23 protein-coding genes are annotated in these 18,772 nt (G+C 69.1%); 16 read left to right on the forward strand and 7 right to left on the reverse strand.

Annotated elements, in window-relative coordinates:
• The first annotated feature begins 328 nt into the window (after positions 1-328).
• Positions 329-1,624: an adenylosuccinate lyase gene (purB, locus tag ACFPMG_RS05195; protein WP_035671612.1), complete on the forward strand. Its 1,296-nt coding sequence runs from the start codon at positions 329-331 to the stop codon at positions 1,622-1,624.
• 127 nt (positions 1,625-1,751) lie between these two features.
• Here purB and ACFPMG_RS05200 read toward each other — a convergent pair whose 3' ends face one another.
• The gene (locus tag ACFPMG_RS05200; RefSeq protein ID WP_035671608.1) at positions 1,752-2,072 is read right to left on the reverse strand and encodes a DUF1476 domain-containing protein; all 321 of its coding nucleotides are present in this window, start codon (positions 2,070-2,072) and stop codon (positions 1,752-1,754) included.
• Positions 2,073-2,224: 152 nt separating this feature from the next.
• Between ACFPMG_RS05200 and ACFPMG_RS05205 the strand changes: the two genes are divergently transcribed.
• The 5 genes from ACFPMG_RS05205 (at position 2,225) to ACFPMG_RS05225 (ending at position 5,621) form a co-directional block, all read left to right on the forward strand.
• Entirely contained in the window at positions 2,225-3,019 is a 795-nt protein-coding gene (locus ACFPMG_RS05205; RefSeq protein ID WP_376994140.1) for an NRDE family protein, read from the forward strand.
• A 115-nt stretch (positions 3,020-3,134) separates the two neighbouring features.
• Positions 3,135-3,899 carry a phosphoribosylaminoimidazolesuccinocarboxamide synthase gene (purC, locus tag ACFPMG_RS05210; protein ID WP_014239519.1) on the forward strand — a complete coding sequence of 255 codons (765 nt, stop codon included), beginning with the start codon at positions 3,135-3,137 and terminating at the stop codon, positions 3,897-3,899.
• 47 nt (positions 3,900-3,946) lie between these two features.
• On the forward strand, positions 3,947-4,189 hold the full coding sequence (purS, locus tag ACFPMG_RS05215; protein ID WP_038529315.1) for a phosphoribosylformylglycinamidine synthase subunit PurS: 243 nt from the start codon (positions 3,947-3,949) through the stop codon (positions 4,187-4,189).
• A gap of 92 nt (positions 4,190-4,281) precedes the next feature.
• Positions 4,282-4,935 carry a DNA-3-methyladenine glycosylase family protein gene (locus tag ACFPMG_RS05220; RefSeq protein WP_376994141.1) on the forward strand — a complete coding sequence of 218 codons (654 nt, stop codon included), beginning with the start codon at positions 4,282-4,284 and terminating at the stop codon, positions 4,933-4,935.
• Positions 4,932-5,621 (forward strand): MOSC domain-containing protein, encoded by a 690-nt coding sequence (locus tag ACFPMG_RS05225; protein ID WP_376994142.1) that lies wholly within the window; start codon positions 4,932-4,934, stop codon positions 5,619-5,621. Before ACFPMG_RS05220 ends, ACFPMG_RS05225 begins: the two co-directional genes overlap by 4 nt.
• A 4-nt stretch (positions 5,622-5,625) precedes the next feature.
• On the opposite strand, the gene ACFPMG_RS05230 is transcribed toward ACFPMG_RS05225, so the two are convergent.
• Positions 5,626-6,801: an MFS transporter gene (locus ACFPMG_RS05230; protein WP_376994143.1), complete on the reverse strand. Its 1,176-nt coding sequence runs from the start codon at positions 6,799-6,801 to the stop codon at positions 5,626-5,628.
• A 101-nt stretch (positions 6,802-6,902) separates the two neighbouring features.
• Here ACFPMG_RS05230 and ACFPMG_RS05235 point away from each other — a divergent pair, with 101 nt between their 5' ends.
• The 7 genes from ACFPMG_RS05235 to rarD all read left to right on the forward strand — a co-directional run bounded on the left by ACFPMG_RS05235 (position 6,903) and on the right by rarD (position 13,604).
• Entirely contained in the window at positions 6,903-7,832 is a 930-nt protein-coding gene (locus tag ACFPMG_RS05235) for a LysR substrate-binding domain-containing protein (protein WP_376994144.1), read from the forward strand.
• A 198-nt stretch (positions 7,833-8,030) separates the two neighbouring features.
• On the forward strand, positions 8,031-8,735 hold the full coding sequence (gene purQ / locus ACFPMG_RS05240) for a phosphoribosylformylglycinamidine synthase subunit PurQ (protein WP_376994146.1): 705 nt from the start codon (positions 8,031-8,033) through the stop codon (positions 8,733-8,735).
• 32 nt (positions 8,736-8,767) lie between these two features.
• Complete coding sequence (purL, locus tag ACFPMG_RS05245; protein ID WP_376994317.1) at positions 8,768-10,948, forward strand: phosphoribosylformylglycinamidine synthase subunit PurL; 2,181 nt, start codon at positions 8,768-8,770, stop codon at positions 10,946-10,948.
• A gap of 306 nt (positions 10,949-11,254) precedes the next feature.
• Positions 11,255-11,494, forward strand: coding sequence for a BolA family protein (locus tag ACFPMG_RS05250; protein WP_035671673.1), 240 nt, complete (start codon positions 11,255-11,257; stop codon positions 11,492-11,494).
• 60 nt (positions 11,495-11,554) lie between these two features.
• On the forward strand, positions 11,555-11,896 hold the full coding sequence (grxD, locus tag ACFPMG_RS05255) for a Grx4 family monothiol glutaredoxin (protein ID WP_014239508.1): 342 nt from the start codon (positions 11,555-11,557) through the stop codon (positions 11,894-11,896).
• Between the two features lie 153 nt (positions 11,897-12,049).
• Complete coding sequence (locus ACFPMG_RS05260) at positions 12,050-12,484, forward strand: hypothetical protein (RefSeq protein ID WP_376994147.1); 435 nt, start codon at positions 12,050-12,052, stop codon at positions 12,482-12,484.
• A 100-nt stretch (positions 12,485-12,584) separates the two neighbouring features.
• Complete coding sequence (gene rarD, locus ACFPMG_RS05265) at positions 12,585-13,604, forward strand: EamA family transporter RarD (RefSeq protein ID WP_376994149.1); 1,020 nt, start codon at positions 12,585-12,587, stop codon at positions 13,602-13,604.
• A gap of 6 nt (positions 13,605-13,610) precedes the next feature.
• Here rarD and ACFPMG_RS05270 read toward each other — a convergent pair whose 3' ends face one another.
• Positions 13,611-14,318, reverse strand: coding sequence for a TetR/AcrR family transcriptional regulator (locus ACFPMG_RS05270; RefSeq protein WP_376994150.1), 708 nt, complete (start codon positions 14,316-14,318; stop codon positions 13,611-13,613).
• Positions 14,319-14,524: 206 nt separating this feature from the next.
• Here ACFPMG_RS05270 and ACFPMG_RS05275 point away from each other — a divergent pair, with 206 nt between their 5' ends.
• The 3 genes from ACFPMG_RS05275 to ACFPMG_RS05285 all read left to right on the forward strand — a co-directional run bounded on the left by ACFPMG_RS05275 (position 14,525) and on the right by ACFPMG_RS05285 (position 16,346).
• Positions 14,525-15,628, forward strand: coding sequence for an alkene reductase (locus tag ACFPMG_RS05275; protein ID WP_376994152.1), 1,104 nt, complete (start codon positions 14,525-14,527; stop codon positions 15,626-15,628).
• A gap of 152 nt (positions 15,629-15,780) precedes the next feature.
• Positions 15,781-16,023, forward strand: a complete 243-nt coding sequence (locus ACFPMG_RS05280; protein ID WP_376994153.1) for a hypothetical protein — start codon at positions 15,781-15,783, stop codon at positions 16,021-16,023.
• Between the two features lie 5 nt (positions 16,024-16,028).
• Complete coding sequence (locus tag ACFPMG_RS05285) at positions 16,029-16,346, forward strand: type II toxin-antitoxin system RelE/ParE family toxin (RefSeq protein ID WP_376994154.1); 318 nt, start codon at positions 16,029-16,031, stop codon at positions 16,344-16,346.
• A gap of 91 nt (positions 16,347-16,437) precedes the next feature.
• On the opposite strand, the gene rpsD is transcribed toward ACFPMG_RS05285, so the two are convergent.
• From rpsD to ACFPMG_RS05305, 4 genes are all read right to left on the reverse strand, one after another.
• On the reverse strand, positions 16,438-17,052 hold the full coding sequence (gene rpsD / locus ACFPMG_RS05290; RefSeq protein ID WP_376994155.1) for a 30S ribosomal protein S4: 615 nt from the start codon (positions 17,050-17,052) through the stop codon (positions 16,438-16,440).
• A 167-nt stretch (positions 17,053-17,219) separates the two neighbouring features.
• The gene (gene cowN / locus ACFPMG_RS05295; RefSeq protein ID WP_014239500.1) at positions 17,220-17,516 is read right to left on the reverse strand and encodes a N(2)-fixation sustaining protein CowN; all 297 of its coding nucleotides are present in this window, start codon (positions 17,514-17,516) and stop codon (positions 17,220-17,222) included.
• 167 nt (positions 17,517-17,683) lie between these two features.
• Positions 17,684-17,896, reverse strand: a complete 213-nt coding sequence (locus ACFPMG_RS05300) for a hypothetical protein (protein WP_109070032.1) — start codon at positions 17,894-17,896, stop codon at positions 17,684-17,686.
• Between the two features lie 156 nt (positions 17,897-18,052).
• Entirely contained in the window at positions 18,053-18,745 is a 693-nt protein-coding gene (locus ACFPMG_RS05305; RefSeq protein WP_376994156.1) for a LytTR family transcriptional regulator DNA-binding domain-containing protein, read from the reverse strand.
• Positions 18,746-18,772: the final 27 nt, after the last annotated feature.

Raw genomic sequence — 18,772 nt, forward strand, 5'->3', positions numbered from 1 at the left:
CTCCTGGAACCGCGCCCGGATTACCTCGTCCGCGGCGCACAGTGTAAATCATTAGTGCGCGTGGCAGGGGCTCGGCAAGATCAAGCTGAAGAAGCCGGCGCGACGAATTGCCAGTCTTTGCGATTTTTCCGAGAGGACAAGACTGTCCTCGGAAACCTTATGACGCGCATCCCGCGCCCGACGGAGCTGCGAAGGGGCTTTGCAGCGCCGTCCGGCGCGGTTATGGTCCCGCGCGCGAGCACCAGGGGGCGGTTTCCGCCGCTGCAAAGTCCCGATGCGCCCCCGCCCGCCCCCGAAGCGTTCAGGTCCGCCACCCCCGGAGAGTCCGATGATCCCCCGCTACACCCGCCCCGAAATGGCCCGCATCTGGGAGCCGGAAAACCGGTTCCGCATCTGGTTCGAGATCGAGGCGCACGCCTGCGACGCGCAGGCGGAGCTGGGGGTCATCCCGAAGGAGGCCGCCGCCGCCGTGTGGGAGCGCGGCAAGTGGGAGATCGACCGCATCGACGAGATCGAGCGGGAGACCCGCCACGACGTCATCGCCTTCCTGACCAACCTCGCCGAGCATGTCGGGCCGGAGGCGCGCTTCGTCCACCAGGGCATGACCTCGTCGGACGTGCTGGACACCTGCCTCGCCGTGCAGATGACCCAGGCCGCCGACCTGCTGCTCGACGACATGGACAAGCTGCTGGCCGTGCTGAAGCGCCGCGCCTACGAGCACAAGGACACCGTCACCATCGGGCGCAGCCACGGCATCCACGCCGAGCCGACGACCTTCGGGCTGAAGCTGGCCGGCCATTACGCCGCCTTCGCCCGCGGGCGGGAGCGTCTGGTCCAGGCGCGCGCCGACATCGCCACCTGCGCCATCTCGGGCGCGGTCGGCACCTTCGCCAACATCGACCCGCGGGTGGAGCAGCACGTCGCCGCCAAGATGGGGCTGACGCCGGAGCCGGTGTCCACACAGGTCATTCCGCGCGACCGCCACGCCTTCTACTTCTCGGTTCTGGGCGTCATCGCCTCGTCGATCGAGAATCTGGCCGTGGAGATCCGCCACCTCCAGCGCACCGAGGTGCGCGAGGCGGAGGAGTATTTCCATCCGGGGCAGAAGGGCTCCTCGGCGATGCCGCACAAGCGCAACCCGGTGCTGTCGGAGAACCTGACCGGTCTGGCGCGCATCGTCCGCGCCGCCGTCGTCCCGGCGCTGGAGAACGTCGCCCTGTGGCACGAGCGCGACATCTCCCACAGCTCGGTCGAGCGCATGTTCGGCCCCGACGCCACGGTGACTCTGGACTTCGCGCTGGCCCGCCTGACCGGCATGATGGACAAGCTGGTGGTCTATCCGGAGCGCATGCAGAAGAACCTGGACGATCTGGGCGGGCTGGTCTTCTCGCAGCGCGTCCTGCTGGCCCTGACCCAGGCCGGGATGAGCCGCGAGGACAGCTACAAGGCGGTGCAGCGCAACGCCATGCAGGTGTGGGAGAAGGGCGGCAACTTCCTCGACCTGCTGTCGTCGGACGCCGACGTGGCGAAGCATATCTCCCGCGAGACGCTGGCCCCGATGTTCGACATGACCTACCACACGAAGAACGTCGACATGGTGTTCAAGCGCGTGTTCGGGGAGTGAGGGTTCGGGGGGGCCGATGATCCTCGGGGCCCCCACCCTTCCCGCTTCCCTCACCCGCCAACGCAGGGGAGGGAGCTCAATCCCCTCCCCTGCGAAGCGGGGGAGGGTCAGGGTGGGGGCGAGACCCTTACTCCGCGTGCACCTGCACGCGCGCGACGTCCAGCAGACGAGCCAGCTCCTTCTCCACGCGGTGGTCGGAGATGTCGACGCCCCTGGCGTGCAGGTCGGCGGCCAGACGGTCACGCACGTCGTGCGGACCGGTGGCCGCGATGTCGGCGTCGATGATCTGGCGGACATAGGCGTCGGCCTCGCCCCCGGTCAGGCCCAGCAGGCCCGCCGCCCAGAGACCCGCCAGCCGGTCGCGGCGCGCGCGAATCCTGAAGAGCAGGTCCTGGTCGTGCTGGAACTTGTTCTCGAAGGCCCTCTCGCGCTCGTCGAAGGTCGTCATGGGACCCGGCTCCTTGGATTGGTTTTGCGCTCCCAGATACAAGACTATATAGCCGGTGGAACGGGCGTCGTCATCGCCCCCACCCACCGGCCAATCGGCGAATCCGGCGTGCGGCGACATACCCAAGAGGGAAGCGGAAGGCAAGATTCCCCATGTGCAGTGTGATCCTCCTGCGACGACCGGACGCAACATGGCCCCTGATCCTGGGCGCCAACCGCGACGAGATGGCCGGACGCCCCTGGAAGGCGCCGGCGCGCCACTGGCCCGACCGCCCCAACGTCGTCGCCGGGCTGGACGAGCTGGCCGGCGGCTCCTGGCTGGGCATGAACGACGAGGGCGTCGTCGCCGCCGTGCTGAACCGCATGGGCACGCTGGGGCCGGAGGCCGGCAAGCGGTCGCGCGGGGAGCTGGTGCTCGACGCGCTGGATTTCGCCGACGCGGCGGAGGCGGCGCTGGCCATGGCGCAGCTCGACACGCGGGCCTACCGCCCCTTCAACCTGTTGATCGCCGACAACCGCGACGCCCGGCTGCTGGTCCACCGCGGCCCCTCCCCGCGCAACCGCCCGGAGATGATCGAGATCCCCGCAGGCGTGCACATGGTCACCGCCAGCGATCTGGACGACGTGACGGAGGACCCGCGGCAGGCCCAGTATCTCCCCCTCTTCCGGCACGCCGCACCGCCCGACCCGGAGCGCGGCGAAGCCGGCGACCGGTGGGGCGGCTGGCCGGAACTGCTGGCGAGCCGCATCTGGGACGACGGCGGGCGGGGCGAGCGCGGGGCGATGAACTTCCTGCTGCCCAGCGGATTCGGCACGGTGTCGAGCGCGCTGATCGCCCTGCCCACGGTGGAGCGCCCGGACCTCGACCCGGTCTGGCACTTCGCCGCCGGCCGGCCTCACGAGGCGCCGTGGCAGCCCGTCTCGTTGGGGCCCGTCTCCCTGGGGTGAGGCCGCAGCAGCCCCCGCGCATTGTGTTCCCTGGGCCAGCTTGCTATATCACTCGTGCATATCCCCTGGACCGGTCACCCGCCGGTCCAGGCTACACGTTTTTGGACGATCTCTCATGACACGACGTCGGCGCATCTACGAAGGCAAGGCGAAGGTCCTGTTCGAAGGTCCGGAGCCGGGCACGCTGGTGCAGTACTTCAAGGACGACGCGACCGCCTTCAACAACCAGAAGAAGGGCATCATCACCGGCAAGGGGGTGCTGAACAACCGCATCTCCGAATACCTGATGAGCCGTTTGTCGGAAATCGGCGTGCCGACGCACTTCGTGCGCCGCCTGAACATGCGCGAGCAGCTGGTTCGCGAGGTCGAGATCATCCCCATCGAGCTGGTCGTGCGCAACACCGCCGCCGGCTCGCTGTCCAAGCGCTTCGGCATCCCCGAGGGGACCCCGCTGCCGCGCTCGATCATCGAGTATTATTACAAGTCCGACGAGCTGAACAATCCCATGGTCACCGAGGAGCACATCACGGCCTTCGGCTGGGCGGCTCCGCAGGACCTCGACGACATGGTGGCGCTGTCGCTCCGCGTGAACGACTACCTGTCGGGTCTCTTCCTCGGCATCGGCCTGCGGCTGGTGGACTTCAAGCTGGAGTTCGGCCGTCTGTGGGAGAACGAGGAGATGCGCATCGTCCTGGCCGACGAGATCAGCCCCGACAACTGCCGCCTGTGGGACATCAAGACCAACGAGAAGCTGGACAAGGACCGCTTCCGCCAGGACCTCGGTCAGGTCGAGGAGGCCTACCAGGAGGTCGCCCGGCGCCTCGGCATCCTGCCCGAAGGCGGCCCGGTGGACGTCAAGGGCCCCAAGACCGTTCAGTAATCAGTTTTCCCCTTACCCATCAGCACCATCAAGCGAGCGGACATCCGATGAAGGCGAAGGTTCACGTCACCCTCAAGCGCGGCGTTCTCGACCCCCAGGGCAAGGCCATCGCGCACGCGCTGCACACGCTGGGCTTCGACGGCGTCGAGGACGTCCGCGCCGGCAAGGTCATCGAGCTTCAGCTCAAGAGCACCGACGAGGCCGCCGCCCGCAAGGAGGTCGAGGCCATGTGCACCAAGCTGCTGGCGAACACCGTGATCGAAGACTACGCGATCGAGCTGGTGGCCTGAGAGTTGATGGCCTGAGGCCGTCCTCGCTCAATCCTGCCTGTCGGAAAATGGGGGATGCGCAACCGCTGCGCATCCCCCATTTTCGTTCGGCCATGTCCATCGATCATCTCTCCGCGCTCGATCCCATCTTCGCCGAGTCCCTGCGCGTCGGCGGCCCGACGGTGCGCGACTTCCGCCGCCCGGACGGCTTCTCCGGCCTGCTCTGTCTGATCATCGAGCAGCAGCTCTCCACCACGGTCGCCGCGGCGTTGTGGGCCAAGCTCCAGACCATGGTCGGGGTGGTGACTCCCGACGCCATCCTGGCCCTGCCCGACGAGGATCTGCGGGCCTGCGGCCTGTCGCGCCAGAAGATCGGCTACGCCCGCGGGCTGGCCCAGACCGTCGCGGACGGCCGGCTGGACTTCGACGCCATTCACAAAATGGACGACGAGGAGGCCATCGCGGCCCTGATCGCGCTGAAGGGCATCGGGCGCTGGACCGCCGAGATCTACCTGATGATGGCGCTCGGCCGGCCGGACATCTGGCCGGTGGGGGACCTCGCCATCCAGCTCGGCGTGCAGCGGCTGAAGGGCTGGGCGGAGAAGCCGACCCAGGCGCAGCTCCTCGCCGTCGCCGAGCCCTGGCGCCCGCACCGCAGCCTCGCCGCGCAACTCGTCTGGCACCATTACGTGGCCCTGCAGGAGCAGGCAAGGGCCCTCAAACCGGTCAAGATCAAGAAGACGCCCAAAGGAAAGACGACACCGTGACCGAGACCACCATCACCGCCGTCCTCGTCGGCAAGGCCGCCCCCTTCGGCCCTCCGGGGCGGACCAGCGCCATCGCCAAGTCCCCGGTGGACGGCCCGCGCGCGGTCGGCCCCGAAGGTTTCCTGGAAGACGAGCAGGCCGACCGCCGCGTCCATGGCGGGCCGGACAAGGCCATCCACCATTACCCGCTGGACCACCACCCGGCGTGGCGGGACGAGCTGGGCGGGGACGCGCCGCTGCTCGGCCAGCCCGGCGCCTTCGGCGAGAACATCGCGACGCTGGGCCTGACCGAGGCCGATGTCTGCGTCGGCGACCGCTTCCGCGCCGGCACCGCCCTGCTGGAGGTCGCCCAGGCCCGCCAGCCCTGCTGGAAGCTCAACCACCGCTTCGCCGTGCCGGACATGGCCAAGCGCGTCCAGACCACCGGGCGCACCGGCTGGTACTATCGCGTGCCGGAACCCGGCGCGATCGGCCCCGGCGACCGGCTGACCCTGGTCGAGCGCCCCTACCCGCAATGGACGCTGGCCCGGCTGCTGCACGTCCTCTATGTGGACACGCAGAATCGTGACGCGCTGGCCGAGATGGCCGCCCTGCCGGTGTTGGCCCAGACGTGGCGGACGCTGGCCGAGCGCCGGCTGACCCAGGGCGTCGAGGATTGGAGCAAGCGCCTGAACGGCGGAGACTGATCCCTCAGCGGCGGGCGGCCGCCCACAGCACCCCCGCCGCCCCCACCGCCACCAGCGCCAGGACGGCGGAGAGCAGAAGCGCCGCCGTCTCCCCCGCCCGCTCGATGATGACCGCGTAGCCCATCGGCGCCAGAGCGGCGGCGTAGAAGCTCGGCACCAGCAGCCGCCCGACCGTCCGGCCGTAGCTCTGCGGGTCGAACAGCACCAGCGGCAGCGTGCCGCGCACGATGGTCGCCAGCCCGGCCCCCGCCCCGAACAGCAGCGAGAAGGCGACGCCGGCGGCCAGCGCCTCGCCGCTCCACAAGCCGATCAGAAAGCCGGGCAGCGGCAGCCCGCAGGCGATCAGCGCCAGGGAGGCGGGATGCAGGCGGCCGCCGGACACCACCTCGCACAGCCGGGCCGAGGACTGTCCGACGCCGCGCACCGTGGATATCCACACCGCCGCCGCGGGCGCCGCCCCCAGCCCGACCAGGATGCCGATCATGTGCGCCGACATCGCCGAGGTCAGCACGCCGACCGCCGTGGTCATCACCATGTAGAACAGCGGCGCCACCCAGGCCCGCCGCCGCGGGTCCGCGGGTCCGGCGGGCTCCGTCCCCGCGGGCGGCGCCGGGCGCTCATAGCGGTCGGACGGGATGGCGGCGTGCAACGGGATCGTCAGAAGCGCGATGACGGCGTAGGCGACCAGCGCGCCGCGCCAGCCCCAGGCGTCGGCCATCGCCTGCCCCACCGGCCACAGCACCGTCGAGGCCAGCCCGCCCAGCAGCGTGATCTGCGAGATCGGCACCCGCGCCAGCGGGCCGCCCAGCCGGGCCAGGGCGGCGAAGGCCGCCTCGTAGAGGCTCGCCCGCATCGCCAGACCCAGCACCAGCCAGGAGGCGTAATAGCTCACCAACCCCGTCGAGGAGGCCAGCCCCAGGCACCCCGCCGCCGTCAGCAGCGAGCCGATGACCATCACCGGTCGCCCGCCCCAGCGGTCGATGGCCCGCCCGACGCTGCCCGACACCACCCCCATGACCAGCAGAGCCGCCGTGAAGCCGCCGAAGGCCACCGGCAGGCTCAGGCCCAGGTCGGCGGCCATGGGGTTCCCGAAGATGGCGATCAGGTAATAGGAAATCCCCCAGCACAGCAGCTGCGAGACGCCAAGGAACCAGACCAGCCGGCGGGTGATGTGCGACATGACGGACCAGGGGAGGACGGAAAGCGGCAGGCACCCTAGCCAGCCGGTCGGGCACCGACAAACGACTTGTCTTCCGCCAACCGGTGAGAAAAACTCAACGGATGCCCTCCCGCCTTCCGCCGCTGAACGCCCTGCGCGCCTTCGTCGCCGCCGCCCGCCATTCCAGCTTCCGCCTCGCCGCGGAGGAGCTGAACGTCACCCCCGGCGCGGTCAGCCGCCAGATCCGCAGCCTGGAACTCTTCCTCGGCGTTCCCCTGTTCGACCGCAGCCAGCGGCAGGTCCGGCTGACCGAGGCCGGGGCGCGCTACTTTACCCGCATCGCCGACCTGTTCACCGAGATCCAGCAGGCGACCGACACGCTGCTCGACGGCGACGGGCGGCGGACGCTGCGGGTGGACTGCATCCCGACCTTCGCCATGCATTGGCTGCTGCCGCGCCTGCCCCTGTTCCAGCAGCGCTTTCCGGAGCTGGCGGTGTCGCTGTCCACCGCCCCCGGCCCGATCGACATCGGCCGGCCCTTCGACTACGCCATCCGCCGCGACCCCGCCCATTTCGCCGGGCTGAAGCCGCTGCCCCTGATGCGTGAGCATTGCGTGCCGGTGTGCAGCCCGTCCCTGCCGGGGCTGGAGACGCTGCGCAGCCCCGCCGACCTGACCCGCCGGACCGTCATCACCATCCGCGCCCGCGCCGACCTGCTGCCGGCCTGGAGCACGGCCCACGGGCTGGAGCTGGACGCCTTCCGCAACCGGATGGAGGTCGACCACACCTACTTCGCCATCCAGGCGGCGGAGGACGGGCTGGGCGTCGCCATCGTGCCGCGGCTGTTCGTGGAACGCCCGCTGGAGACCGGCCGGCTAACCGCGCCGCTGGGGGCCGAGGGGGTGGTGTCCGGCCACTATTACCTGCTGGAAAGCCGCCAGCGCGGCCACACCGAGGCGCCCGCCTTCCCCGATTGGCTGCGCGAACAGGCCATGACGTCCGGCAATCCCTCTCCCGCCCCGGGAGAGGGTGCCTGCGAAGCAGGCGGGTGAGGGTCGTGCGAGGATCAAGGCACTGATCCTTGACGGCACCCTCACCCTCCCGCCGCAAGCGGCGGGCCCCTCCCTCTCCCGGGGCGGGAGAGGGGTTTCGCTTTGCGGAATGGGTCCTTGCCCTTGCTTTGACGGGGCGGGGCCTTTAGTGTCCGGCTTCGAACCGTTCCCCCCACGACGCCGGATTTTCCAAGCCCCATGAAGGCCGCCGTCATCGTTTTCCCCGGCTCCAACCGCGAACGCGACGCCGTCGCCGCGCTGGAGACCGCCAGCGGAACCAAGCCGCATCTGGTCTGGCACCGCGACACCGAACTGCCCAAGGTCGATCTCATCCTCGTGCCGGGCGGCTTCTCCTATGGCGACTATCTGCGCTCCGGCGCCATGGCGGCGCACTCGCCGATCATGCGCGAGGTCAAGGCGCGGGCCGATCAGGGCGTGCGGGTGCTCGGCATCTGCAACGGCTTCCAGATCATCACCGAGGCGGGGCTGCTGCCCGGCGCGCTGATGCGCAACGCCAAGCTGAAGTTTATCTGCCGCACCGTGCATCTGCGGGTGGAGAACACGGACAGCCCCTTCACGGCCAAGTACCGCAAGGGCCAGATCGTCCGCTACCCGGTGGCGCACGGCGACGGCAACTACTGGACCGACGCCGAGACGGTGAAGCGGCTGGACGGCGAGGGCCAGGTGGCCTTCCGCTACGTCAGCGACGAGGGCAGCGCCGACCCGCGCTGGAACCCGACCGACTGGAACCCGAACGGTTCGCTGGACAACATCGCCGGCATCTTCAACGCCAAGCGCACCGTGCTCGGCCTGATGCCGCACCCCGAGGACGCGGTGTCCGCCTTCCATGGCAACACCGACGGCAAGCCCATGTTCGATGGTCTGGTGGAGGCCCTGTCGTGACCACCGCGCAGCAGCCCGCAGTCTCCCTGGAGATGGCCCGCGAGTTCGGCCTGTCCGAAGGGGAATACAACAACGCCCTGGAGATCCTGGGGCGCCAGCCGACCTACACGGAGCTGGGCATCATCTCGGTGATGTGGTCGGAGCATTGCTCCTACAAGTCGTCGAAGAAGTGGCTGATGACGCTGCCGACCACCGGCCCGCAGGTCATCTGCGGCCCCGGCGAGAACGCCGGCGTGGTCGATGCCGGCGACGGCGACGCCATCATCTTCAAGATGGAGAGCCACAACCACCCGTCCTACATCGAGCCCTTCCAGGGTGCGGCGACGGGCGTGGGCGGCATCCTGCGCGACGTGTTCACCATGGGCGCCCGGCCCATCGCGAACATGAACGCGCTGCGCTTCGGCGCGCCCGAGCATCCCAAGACCCGCCATCTGGTGTCGGGCGTGGTGGCCGGCATCGCCCATTACGGCAACTGCGTCGGCGTGCCGACGGTCGGCGGCGAGACCAACTTCCACCCGGCCTACAACGGCAACATCCTGGTCAATGCGATGACCGTGGGCGTGGCCAAGGCCGACCGGATCTTCTATTCGGCCGCCGCGGGCGTCGGCAACCCGGTGGTCTATGTCGGCTCCAAGACGGGCCGCGACGGCATCCATGGCGCCACCATGGCGTCGGCCGAGTTCAGCGAGGATTCGGAGGAGAAGCGCCCGACCGTGCAGGTCGGCGACCCCTTCACCGAGAAGCTGCTGATCGAGGCCTGCCTGGAGCTGATGGAGACGGACGCCATCGTCGCCATCCAGGACATGGGTGCGGCCGGTCTCACCTCCTCCTCGGTCGAGATGGCCGGCAAAGGCGGCCTCGGCATCGAGCTGGTGCTCGACGACGTGCCGATGCGCGAGGAGGGGATGACCCCCTACGAGATCATGCTCTCCGAAAGCCAGGAGCGCATGCTGATCATCCTGAAGCCCGGCCGCGAGGAGGTCGCCAAGGCGATCTTCGACAAGTGGGAGCTGGACTTCGCCGTGATCGGCACGCTGACCGACAACGGCAAGCTGGTCATCAAGATGCACGGCCAGACCTGGTGCGACATGCCGATCGCCCCGGTGTCCAACGCCTCGCCGCTCTACGACCGCCCGTGGGAGCCGACCCCGGCCGCCGCGGAGCTGGAGGACGCCGTGCGCGCCCTGCCGGCGGACAAGTCGCTGGGCGACATCCTGGAAACGATCATGTCCTGCCCCGATCAGGCGTCCAAGCGCTGGATCTGGGAGCAGTATGACAGCCTCGTGAACGGCGACACCCGCTTCATGTCCGGTCAGGCCGACGCGGGCGTGGTGCGGCTGCCCGGCCAGAGCAAGGGCATCGCCGTCACCACCGACTGCACCCCGCGCTACTGCCTCGCCGATCCGGTGCGCGGCGGCGCCCAGGCGGTGGCCGAGGCCTACCGCAACCTGTCCGCCGTCGGCGCCCTGCCGCTGGCCGTCACCGACAACATGAACTTCGGCAACCCCGAGAAGCCGCGGATCATGGGCCAGTTCGTCGGCGCCATCCAGGGCATGGCCGACGCCTGCCGCGCGCTGGACTTCCCGGTCGTATCGGGCAACGTGTCGCTCTACAACGAGACCAACGGCGAGGCGATCCTGCCGACCCCAGCCATCGGCGCCGTCGGCCTGCTGCCGGACGCCATGATCGCCGTCGGCATCGCCTTCAAGAACGAGGGCGACACAATCCTGCTGGTGGGCGAGGGCACCGGCCATCTCGGCCAGTCGCTCTATCTGCGGGAGATCCTGGGCCGCGAGGAGGGCCCGCCGCCGCCGGTCGATCTGGCGGTGGAGCGCCGCAACGGCGAGTTCGTCCGCGGCCTGATCGCCGAGGGTCTGGTGGTGTCGAGCCACGACATCCAGGACGGCGGCCTGCTGGTCACCGTGGCCGAGATGGCCATGGCCGGCGGCATCGGCGCCAATCTGTCGGGCCTCGACGGCGCCGACGCCGGCACCCTGTTCGGCGAGGACCAGGGCCGCTACGTCCTGGCCGTCCGCGCCGACAAGGCCGCCGCGGTGCAGGAGAAGGCCAAGGCCGCCGGCGTGCCGGTGAGCCTGCTCGGCAAGACCAACGGCACGGCCCTGACCGGCCGCGGCGGCGAGGCGATCACCATCGCCCGCCTGAAGAAGGCCAACGAGGCTTGGTTGCCCGGCTACATGGCCGCCGCCGAGTGATCGGACGCGGTTGAGTGGTCGATGAACGGAAGGCCGGGCCATCGCCCGGCCTTTTCGTTTTGGGGTGGTGTCATGCCCCCACCCTTCCCACGGCTTCGCCGCGGGCCCCTTCCCTCCCCCGCTGCGCAGGGGAGGGAATTCTGTCCCCTCCCCTGCGCAGCGGGGGAGGGTCAGGGTGGGGGCCGGTGGCGCGAACCCTTCGCACCGCGGAATGTCGTCGCTTCTCCGGTGACAAACCCGGCCGCTCCGCCTAATTATACGGGCAGCGCCCGCATGGGCAGGGATTGACGGAACAGGATGACGGCCATGGCGATGGAAGCCGCGGTGATCGAGAAGCTCATCAGGGAAGGCATCCCGGACGCGACGGTGGAGATCGCCGACCTGCGCGGCGACGGCGACCATTACGCCGCGCTGGTCACCTCCGCCGCCTTCAAGGGCAAGTCGCGCGTGCAGCAGCACCAGATGGTCTACGCCGCCCTCCAGGGCCGAATGGGCGGGGAGCTGCACGCCCTGGCCCTGACCACCGCCGTGCCGGAAGGCGTGTAGGACGGCGTCCCCGCAAGACACCCCGCAAGACACGACCACATCGTAAGAAGGCCGAGAGACATGGTTGACCAGAACGTCAAGGATCGCATCGAGCAGGACATCAAGGGCAACGATGTCGTGCTGTACATGAAGGGCACGCCCGTCTTCCCGCAGTGCGGCTTCTCCGCCGCCGTCGTCCAGGTGCTCAGCACCGTCGGCGTGAAGTTCAAGGGCATCAACATCCTGGAGGACCCGGGCCTGCGCCAGGGACTGAAGGACTACTCGAACTGGCCGACCTTCCCGCAGCTCTACGTCAAGGGCGAGCTGGTCGGCGGCTGCGACATCGTGCGCGAGATGTACGAGTCGGGCGAGCTGCAGTCGCTGCTGGCCGACAAGGGCGTCGCGACGGGCGCCAACGCCTGATAGGCCATCCCCGTCGAAGGGATGTGACAAAGGGCTCCGCCACCGCGGGGCCCTTTTCCTTTGGCGGAACAGGCCCCGGCCTACCCTTGTTTTTCCATCGACGATTCCGTGGAGGTGTCGGCACGGAGAGGACACGGATAAGGAGGCCCGGTCATGGACAGGCGCGTGTTTCCAGCGGCGGCGCTGCTGGCTCTGATGGCTCTTCCCGCTCTGGCGCAGGGCCAGGACGGAACGGTGCCCAAGCAGGAGCGGCTGACCGCCTGCCGGGACGAGGTGTCCCGCTTCTCCGACCTGTTTCTGGGCGACAAGGTGGTGGCCGGCGGGCGCAACCACACCGCCCTGACCGGCGAGCAGAAGGACCGGTTGCGCGGACTGCTCGGCGAGGCGCGGTCCGCCGCCGGCAAGGGCGACCCGGACGGCTGCGTGGACCGGCTGCGCGAGGCCCGCGCGCTGGTCCGCAACGAGGGCGTCGGCACCAACGTCCCGATCGGCCGGGGCTCGTCGGGGTCGTCCGGTTCGATGCCCCGGAACGCAGCGCCCACCGGCAGCGGAAGCGGAAGCGGCACCACAGGCGGCGGAGGAGGCTGAGCGGGAAAACCCCTGCGCGAAATGCGGCATTCCCGGCGCGCAGTGCGGGCATGAGGGGGCGTTCCTATCGCCCATTTCTTGGGCATGGTAAAGGGGAGTCATGGCCCAGACTCCCTCCCCCTCCTCGCCGCAGGCCGACGGGCGCAACCCCGCCACCCTGGGCTTCGCCGCCGCCCTGACCGCCTTCCTGATCTGGGGAGGGGTGGCGCCGATCTTCTTCAAGCAGCTCGGCAACGTCGGGGCGGTGGAAGTCGTCGCCCACCGGGTGCTGTGGACCGTGGTGCTGGTCGGGCTGTGGCTGGTGCCGACGCGCGGCCTGTCCGGCATCGTGCGCGGGGTGGGAAGCTGGCGGCGCCTGGGCATCTTCCTGGTGACGACCGCGCTGATCGGCAGCAACTGGACCATCTTCATCTGGGCCGTGAACAACGGCCATTTGGTGCAGTCCAGCCTCGGCTACTACATCAACCCGATCATCAACGTGCTGCTGGGCATGGCCTTCCTTCAGGAGCGGCTGTCGAAGCGGCAGGGCGTGGCGGTCGTGATCGCGGCGGTGGGCGTCCTGAGCCTCGTCCTGTCCTACGGCGAGGTTCCCTGGGTGGCGCTGTCGCTGGCACTGTCCTTCGGCGTCTACGCGCTGGTGCGCAAGAAGGCGGCCATCGACCCGGTGATCGGGCTGCTGGTGGAAACGGTGCTGCTGGTGCCGCCGGCCATCGCCTATCTGCTGTGGCTGAACGCCCAGGGCTTGGGAAATTTCGGCGTCCACGGGCTGGGCACCGACCTGCTGATCATCCTGACCGGTCCGGTGACCGCCATCCCGCTGGTGCTGTTCATGGTCGGCGCCGCCCGGCTGAAGCTGTCGACCATCGGCATCCTGCAATACATCAGCCCGACCGGGCAGCTGCTGCTGGGCGTCGCGGTCTATGGGGAAGCCTTCACCTCCTCCCACCTCCTGGCCTTCGTCTGCATCTGGGTGGCGCTGGCGCTCTATTCGGCAGACGCGCTGTTTACCCACCGGGCGGCCCGCGCCGAGGCCCGCGCTGAACAGAACCGGGCCGAGCAGAACCGGGCGGAGCAGAACCGGGAGGAGCAGGCCCGCGCCGCCGCCTGCCGCGCCGATTGAAGTGGCTCAGGCCCGCGGCGCGAGGCCGTGGGCCATGGTGTGGGCGAGCGTCCGCACCACCTCGTTGACGCGGTCCGGGCAGCGCCCGAACACCACCTGATCGAGGAAGCCCAGCCCGAAGCTGAGCGTAGCGATGCCCGCCGCAACGTGGGCGAGGTCGGCGTCCGCCGCAATCGCCCCGCGCTCGCGGAAGATCTCCAGCCGGCTGAGCAGGCAGGGGATGCGGCTTTCCGACAGGGTGCGCGCCATCTCGTTGGCGATGTCCGGATCGACCAGCGCGCGCGCCAGCATCACCCGCGTGAAGTCGCGGCACTTCCAGGCGTGGCGGAGCTGGTGCAGCAGGAAGGCCGCCAGATCCTCCTCCAGGTCGTCTCCCGGCGGCGGCATGGCGCAGCCGCTTCCCTCCTCGCGCCCGTAGCGTTCCACGACGGCCAGCAGCAGGCCGGCCTTGCCTGAGAAATAGCGCTGGATCAACTGCTCGTTCACGCCGGCGCGGCCCGCGATGTCGCGCGTGGTCGCGGCGTCGAAGCCGCGCTCGGCGAACACCATCTTGGCCGCGTCCAGCAGAACGCCCTTGGTCGCCTCACGGTCGCGCTTGCGCGCGGGCGCGTCGGTCCCGGTGCCGCAACAGCCACCGTCAATCGCTGGGTCAATCGCTGGGTCAATCGCCGGGTCAATCGCCGGGGCGGTGGCCGGGGTGTCGGTCTTGTCCACGATACAGGCCCTCTCACTGGCCGCCGATCCGTGTGGCGGCTGAAATGATAATAGGTATGCACGTGCATACTTGACAAGCCCGGATGGCGCTGACAAGTATGTACCCACATACATACCGGGCGCCGCCCAACCCGCGGACCCCCGGACCTCACTTTGGGACGCCCCAACGTGGGACCCGATTTTTGAATCGAGAGGGCAACCGCATCATGACCACCGCCGATCTGTTCACGCCGCTGCGTCTTGGCTCCATGGAGCTGCCGAACCGCGTCATCATGGCGCCGATGACCCGCAGCCGCGCGGGCGAGGGCAACGTCCCCACCCCGCTGATGGCCGACTATTACGGCCAGCGCGCCTCCGCCGGCCTCATCATCACCGAGGCGACGCAGGTCTCGGCCACCGCCCAGGGCTATCCCAGCACGCCGGGCATCCACACCGACGCCCAGACGCTCGCCTGGCGCCGCATCGCGGAGGAGGTCCACGCCAAGGGCGGCCTGATCGCCGCGCAGCTCTGGCACGTCGGCCGCATTTCCCACACGGAATTCCAGCCGAACGGCGCCCTGCCGGTCGCCCCCTCGGCCATCGCCGCCGCCGGCGAGTCCTACACCAGCAAGGGCCTGGTGCCCTTCCCCACCCCGCGCGCCCTGGAAACCGACGAGATTCCCGGTCTGGTCAAGGCCTTCGCCGACGCCGCCAAGCGCGCGGTGTTCGACGCCGGGCTGGACGGGGTGGAGATCCACGGTGCCAACGGTTACCTGATCGACCAGTTCCTGCGGGACCGCAGCAACAAGCGCACCGACCGCTACGGCGGCGGCGTGGCGAACCGGGCGCGCTTCCTGCTGGAGATCGTGGACGCGGTGACCACCGCCGTCGGTCCCGGCCGGGTCGGCGTGCGCCTGTCGCCGACCGGCACCTTCAACGACATGGCCGACAGCGACCCGCGGGCGCTCTACACCCATGTCACCGAGGCGCTGAACCCCTTCGGCCTCGCCTTCCTGCACGTCATCGAAGGCCAGCCCGGCCACCACATGGCCCCGCCGGAGGGCGCCCCGCACCTCGCGGCGGAGCTGCGCCGGATCTTCAAGGGCCCCTTCATCATCAACGGCGGCTACAGCAAGGAGCAGGCCGAGGCGGCCATCGCCGCCGGCGCGGCGGACGCGGTGAGCTTCGGCGAACCCTTCATCGCCAACCCGGACCTGCCGGAGCGCTTCCGCCGCAACGCGGCGCTGAACACGCCGGACAAGGCCAGCTACTACGGCGGCGACGCCCGCGGCTACACCGACTATCCGGCGCTGGAAACGGCCGACGCCTGATCCCTCTCCCCCGCGGGGATTGCCCCCGATCCCCGCACCTCAAGGCCGGGACCCGCAAGGGTTCCGGCTTTTTCTTTCCACCGCGCCACCAGCGTGGACGTTGCCCGTTCCAGGAATCGGCTGTTATCCTGAACCGAGTGAAGGAGACGGGCATGAGCGTGATTCTGCCGCGCAACATCGAACAAATGGCTGAACGCCGCGCCAGCGAAGCCGGCTTCCAGGATGTCGCCTCCTATCTTGCCCATCTCATCGCCGCCGATGCCCGCGATGCATCCGATGAAGCTCTGGAAGGCGCCTTGCTGGAGGGGCTTGAAGGAGACGGCGAAGAGTGGGATGCCGAGGCAATGCGGGCCGAATGCCGGGCCACGCTGATCGCAACCCGCAAAGACATCTGAAAGCCATGCGCATCCTTCCGAGCCCACGCGCGCGGAAGGACATTCTCGACCATTACACCTACATCGGCCTTCGGGATGAGGCGGCCGCCGAACGCTTTTTGACCGCCATCGACCGCAGCTTCGCCCGGATCGCCGAGCATCCCGACATAGGATCGACCCGGCTTTGGCGAAATCCGGCACTTCGAGGCATACGGGCGTGGCCTGTCGCCGGGTTTGACCGTCACCTGATCTACTACCGCCGCCAGGGGCCGGATGCGCTGAGGGTTCTGCGCATTCTCCACGGAGCGGCCCTGTCCGAAGGGGTTTTGCGGACGCCGTACTGAAACACGGCCGCCCATCCCAAATGAAAAAGGCCCAAACGAAAAAGGCCGCGCCCGGAGGCGCGGCCTTTCGCGTGTCGGTTGGGCCGAACGGTCAGCGCGAGTAGAACTCGACGACCAGGTTCGGTTCCATCTGGACCGGGTACGGAATGTCGGCCAGCAGCGGGACGCGGACGAAGCGGCCCTTCAGGGCGCCCGTGTCGACTTCCAGGTAGTCCGGGGTGTCGCGCTCACCCGAGGCGGCGGCCTCGAGGATGAGGGCCATCTGCTTGGACTTGGCGCGCACCTCGATGGTGTCGCCTTCCTTGATCTGGGCCGACGGGATGTTCAGGCGGCGGCCGTTGACCAGGATGTGGCCGTGGTTGACGATCTGGCGCGCGGCGAACGGGGTCGGCGCGAACTTCATGCGGTAGACCACCGCGTCCAGGCGGCGCTCCAGCAGACCCACCAGGTTCTCGCCGGTGTCGCCCTTGCGGCGCACGGCCTCGGCGTAGATGCGGCGGAACTGCTTCTCGCCGATGTTGCCGTAGTAGCCCTTCAGCTTCTGCTTCGCCATGAGCTGCAGGCCGTAGTCGGACGGCTTCTTGCGGCGCTGGCCGTGCTGGCCCGGGCCATACTCACGCTTGTTGATCGGCGACTTGCCGCGGCCCCAGAGGTTTACGCCGAGGCGGCGGTCGATCTTGTACTTGGACTGTTGACGCTTGGCCATTTTGGTCCTCGATGGAACACGAGTTGGTTTTGTCCCGGTAGTTCCGCGGAACAGGCCGCGGACGGGGCGCAAACAAGAGGCACGCCCGCTTTCCCAGGAGTGAAGGCGCGCACTATACGGATTCGGCGCGCCTTGTCAAACCATGAGTCGTGTCGGCCCACGAAGCCTCAGCAGCATTCGTCCTCAAGCTGGCGCAGCATGGCCAGCCCTTCCTCGTCCTCATACTCTTCGAACAGGTCGGAGATGTAATAGACGTTGGCGCAGAGCAGGCACAGCCCGTCCGCCTGACGCTTCAACGGATCGTCGGCCACGGCCAGCTTCGCCCGGAAGCGCTCCCAGAAGGCGTTGGTCTTGGCCGGGTCGTCGATGTGCATGTACAGGCGCTCGATGATGCGGCGGGAGTTGCCCTCGCAGTCGATGCCCTTGAAGGAGACGTAGCGGTCGGGAGTGTCGGTTGCGTCCACGGTCGTGCTTCCTGCGGAAGAGGGTTGTGTTGACATCCCTCATCGCGGAAGGCGGGTCCAGGAACAAGACCCGCTGCACGAACGGCGGGCGGACGGCGTGAACGGCGGGAATCCTGCGCGAACGGTTCGCGCCCTTACCATTCAAGGGGCCCATTCAGGCGCCCCATTCAGGCGGCGTGCGACAGCTCTTCCTCGGAGAACTCCAGCAGCGTGTTCAGCCGCTGCGGGGTCAGCGCCTCGATCCCCTCGTGCCACATCACCTCGCCGAACAGGGCGTGCAGAGCGGCGAGACGCTCCGGCGCGAGCCCGGTCAGGCGGTCGCCGTAATACTCCACCACGAGCTGGTCCACATAGGCGCGGTCGTCGTCCAGGAAAGCCATGGCCGTATCTCCTCGTCATCGTGGCGCCCACCCGATGCGGGCGCCGGCCATGGCTTTGTTCTACGCCTGCGGCGTCATTGGACGATTGAGGCGGATCAACCGACACCGGAAGTCACAGGGCGGCCGGAACAACCCTGATGCGCGTGAGGGGAAAGGCTAAAGGGCCAACAGCTTCTTCAGCTGCTCGATCCGGCCGCGGCTGACCGGCACGCGGGGAGAGCCGGGGGCGGCCATGACGAAGGCGGCGCGCCCGTCGCTGCGGTCGATGGCCTGGGCGTGGCGCAGGTTGACCAGATAGCGGCGGTGCGCCCGCACGAACTGCCGCCCGTCGAGCCGCGCCTCCAGATCCGACAGGGAGAGCGAACAGAAGAAGGTGCCGTCCGCCGTGTGGACCCGCGTGTAATGGCCGTCGGCCTGCACATAGACCGCGTCGGCGGGGTCGATCAGCACCACGCCCTGGCGCGTCGTGATCGGCAGCTTCACCAGCGGCGTGACCGGTTCGGGCGCCGCGTCCGCGGTCGACGGCGGAACCGGCTCGGGAAGCGCTTTCCCGGTCACCTCGAACAGCATCAGGGCCAGCGCGGCCCCGCCGCCCGGCGGCAGGGCGGTGGCCTTCACCACGATGGTCCGTCCCGGCAGGGCCACCATCATGGAGCTGGCCACCGCCGGGGAGTCCGGGTCGTGCGCCGCGGCCAGCAGCAGTTCCACCTTGGCGCGGCTGCCCGGCGGGTGCAGGTCGTGCAGGCTGGCCCCCAGCAGCGGACGGTCGCGCCCCAGCATCCGCGCCACGGAGGCGTTGACCGACACCACGCGCCGGTCGCCGTCGAGCAGGACGAGGCCAACGTCCATATGCTGCAAGGTGTATTCCATGGGGCA

Origin of the sequence: Azospirillum himalayense, assembly GCF_042657465.1 — a bacterium.
Taxonomy (GTDB): Bacteria; Pseudomonadota; Alphaproteobacteria; order Azospirillales; family Azospirillaceae; genus Azospirillum; species Azospirillum himalayense.

Bases quoted from the DNA above. Each gene is read 5' to 3' on its own strand.
- purB (WP_035671612.1), top strand. From the start codon at position 329: ATGATCCCCCGCTACACCCGCCCCGAAATGGCCCGCATCTGGGAGCCG.
- ACFPMG_RS05200 (WP_035671608.1), bottom strand. From the start codon at position 2,072: ATGACGACCTTCGACGAGCGCGAGAGGGCCTTCGAGAACAAGTTCCAG.
- ACFPMG_RS05205 (WP_376994140.1), top strand. From the start codon at position 2,225: ATGTGCAGTGTGATCCTCCTGCGACGACCGGACGCAACATGGCCCCTG.
- purC (WP_014239519.1), top strand. From the start codon at position 3,135: ATGACACGACGTCGGCGCATCTACGAAGGCAAGGCGAAGGTCCTGTTC.
- purS (WP_038529315.1), top strand. From the start codon at position 3,947: ATGAAGGCGAAGGTTCACGTCACCCTCAAGCGCGGCGTTCTCGACCCC.
- ACFPMG_RS05220 (WP_376994141.1), top strand. From the start codon at position 4,282: ATGTCCATCGATCATCTCTCCGCGCTCGATCCCATCTTCGCCGAGTCC.
- ACFPMG_RS05230 (WP_376994143.1), bottom strand. From the start codon at position 6,801: ATGTCGCACATCACCCGCCGGCTGGTCTGGTTCCTTGGCGTCTCGCAG.
- ACFPMG_RS05235 (WP_376994144.1), top strand. From the start codon at position 6,903: ATGCCCTCCCGCCTTCCGCCGCTGAACGCCCTGCGCGCCTTCGTCGCC.
- purQ (WP_376994146.1), top strand. From the start codon at position 8,031: ATGAAGGCCGCCGTCATCGTTTTCCCCGGCTCCAACCGCGAACGCGAC.
- purL (WP_376994317.1), top strand. From the start codon at position 8,768: ATGGCCCGCGAGTTCGGCCTGTCCGAAGGGGAATACAACAACGCCCTG.
- ACFPMG_RS05250 (WP_035671673.1), top strand. From the start codon at position 11,255: ATGGCGATGGAAGCCGCGGTGATCGAGAAGCTCATCAGGGAAGGCATC.
- grxD (WP_014239508.1), top strand. From the start codon at position 11,555: ATGGTTGACCAGAACGTCAAGGATCGCATCGAGCAGGACATCAAGGGC.
- ACFPMG_RS05260 (WP_376994147.1), top strand. From the start codon at position 12,050: ATGGACAGGCGCGTGTTTCCAGCGGCGGCGCTGCTGGCTCTGATGGCT.
- rarD (WP_376994149.1), top strand. From the start codon at position 12,585: ATGGCCCAGACTCCCTCCCCCTCCTCGCCGCAGGCCGACGGGCGCAAC.
- ACFPMG_RS05275 (WP_376994152.1), top strand. From the start codon at position 14,525: ATGACCACCGCCGATCTGTTCACGCCGCTGCGTCTTGGCTCCATGGAG.
- ACFPMG_RS05280 (WP_376994153.1), top strand. From the start codon at position 15,781: ATGAGCGTGATTCTGCCGCGCAACATCGAACAAATGGCTGAACGCCGC.
- ACFPMG_RS05285 (WP_376994154.1), top strand. From the start codon at position 16,029: ATGCGCATCCTTCCGAGCCCACGCGCGCGGAAGGACATTCTCGACCAT.
- rpsD (WP_376994155.1), bottom strand. From the start codon at position 17,052: ATGGCCAAGCGTCAACAGTCCAAGTACAAGATCGACCGCCGCCTCGGC.
- ACFPMG_RS05300 (WP_109070032.1), bottom strand. From the start codon at position 17,896: ATGGCTTTCCTGGACGACGACCGCGCCTATGTGGACCAGCTCGTGGTG.
- ACFPMG_RS05305 (WP_376994156.1), bottom strand. From the start codon at position 18,745: ATGGACGTTGGCCTCGTCCTGCTCGACGGCGACCGGCGCGTGGTGTCG.